The 1,385-nt window shown below is 39.9% G+C and carries 1 protein-coding gene and 1 pseudogene; both read right to left on the bottom strand.

Features of this window, described 5'->3' with window-relative positions; genetic code table 11:
- Positions 1-452 (bottom strand): annotated as a pseudogene (locus D0T56_RS16510) (hydroxylamine reductase); the annotation flags it as partial.
- Positions 453-479: 27 nt separating this feature from the next.
- Positions 480-1,325, bottom strand: a complete 846-nt coding sequence (locus D0T56_RS16505; RefSeq protein ID WP_163321265.1) for an ATP-binding protein — start codon at positions 1,323-1,325, stop codon at positions 480-482.
- Positions 1,326-1,385 lie beyond the last annotated feature (60 nt).

Below are 1,385 nucleotides of genomic sequence, written 5' to 3'. Positions count from 1 at the left end.
GCCATCCCTTTTAATCCGTAGATTAATAATTCGCATAATGAACGAATATCTTCATTTTTGGTAGCTAAAATGCCAACTGTAGCAGCCTTCGCTTCCATTTCATCCGAAGAGCTCCCTCTCCAAGTCATACAATCGCAATCCGCAGTGATGTTTCCGGCTTCTCTAGCCAGCTCATCGCGTAAGGCGATAGCTTCTTGGATACGAGTTACAAAACGCTCCTTATCGAAATTGGCATTAGTAATCGTCATAAACAATGACTCCATCACAAAGTGATTGGTTTGGGCAGATACCTCAATCCCTTTTTTACGCATTTCTACCGTATAACGGGAAATACCCTTTAACAGGAATATCAATAAATCCTGTAAGTTAGCCACATCGGAGGTCTTTCCGCATACTCCTTTCACAGTACAACCTTTGTTCTGTGCTGTTTCCTGACATTGATAGCAAAACATGTTCATCTTTCTTCGATTTTAATTTGTTTATATCCAATTCTCTTCTATAATTTCTCCTTGAATACCGACAACAACTTTCTTTATCGGGATTTTACGCAAAGCCTGTTCTGCTGCCATTTTAACCAATTGCAACAATCCGCCGCAACAAGGCACCTCCATAATAACAACCGTTAGTGTATTGATGCTTGATTGATCTATCATGGCTACGATTTTCTCTACGTAACTTTCTTTTCCACTGTCAAGCTTAGGGCAAGCTATAGCTAATGTGTGGTTTTTAATAAACCTTTCATGAAAATTTCCATATGAGAAAGCGGTACAATCAGCTGCAATTACTACGTTAGCCTTATTAAAATACCCTGCCAGAGGGTTCAGCAAATGCAGTTGTACAGGCCAATGCCGTAGTTGCGAAGGCACATTGTTTACTTTTGTTACCGGATTTATGGGTGCAAACGATCTTGCTCCGCTTCCCGGACAGGCTTGCGGCTGTTGAAATGCACCACAACTTTCTTCGTTTAATAAATCCATGTTTATTTCTATATTGCGTTCTTTTAAATAATTTAGTCCCTGTGCAAAAAGCTCTGTTTCTCCGTGATTTTTTAAATGTGTTAAATGCGCTACAATTGTTTCTTCTCCTTTTGGAGCAATTTTTTCCATAACAGCTATTTCATCATAAGGTTCTGCCTCACGCTCTTCTAGTTCTATTGCTCCCACAGGGCAATCGCCAATACAAGCGCCCAAGCCGTCGCAATACAATTCGCTAATCATGCGAGCTTTGCCGTCAATCAGTTGCAATGCGCCTTCGTGACATCCGCTAATGCATAACCCGCAGCCATTACAAAGTTCTTCATCGATTTTTATAATTGTTCTTTTCATACTCTTCTTCAATTATCTTTTTGCAAACATACAGTGATGTGGAGATATAATTCGTAACAT

Source organism: Dysgonomonas sp. 520 (assembly GCF_010501095.1).
Taxonomy (GTDB): Bacteria; Bacteroidota; Bacteroidia; order Bacteroidales; family Dysgonomonadaceae; genus QVMP01.
The sequence above is the reverse complement of the archived record's forward strand: the minus strand, read 5'-3'. Positions and strand labels throughout refer to the sequence as shown.

Coding starts and splice junctions, on each gene's coding strand:
- D0T56_RS16505 (WP_163321265.1), bottom strand. CDS start 1,325: ATGAAAAGAACAATTATAAAAATCGATGAAGAACTTTGTAATGGCTGC.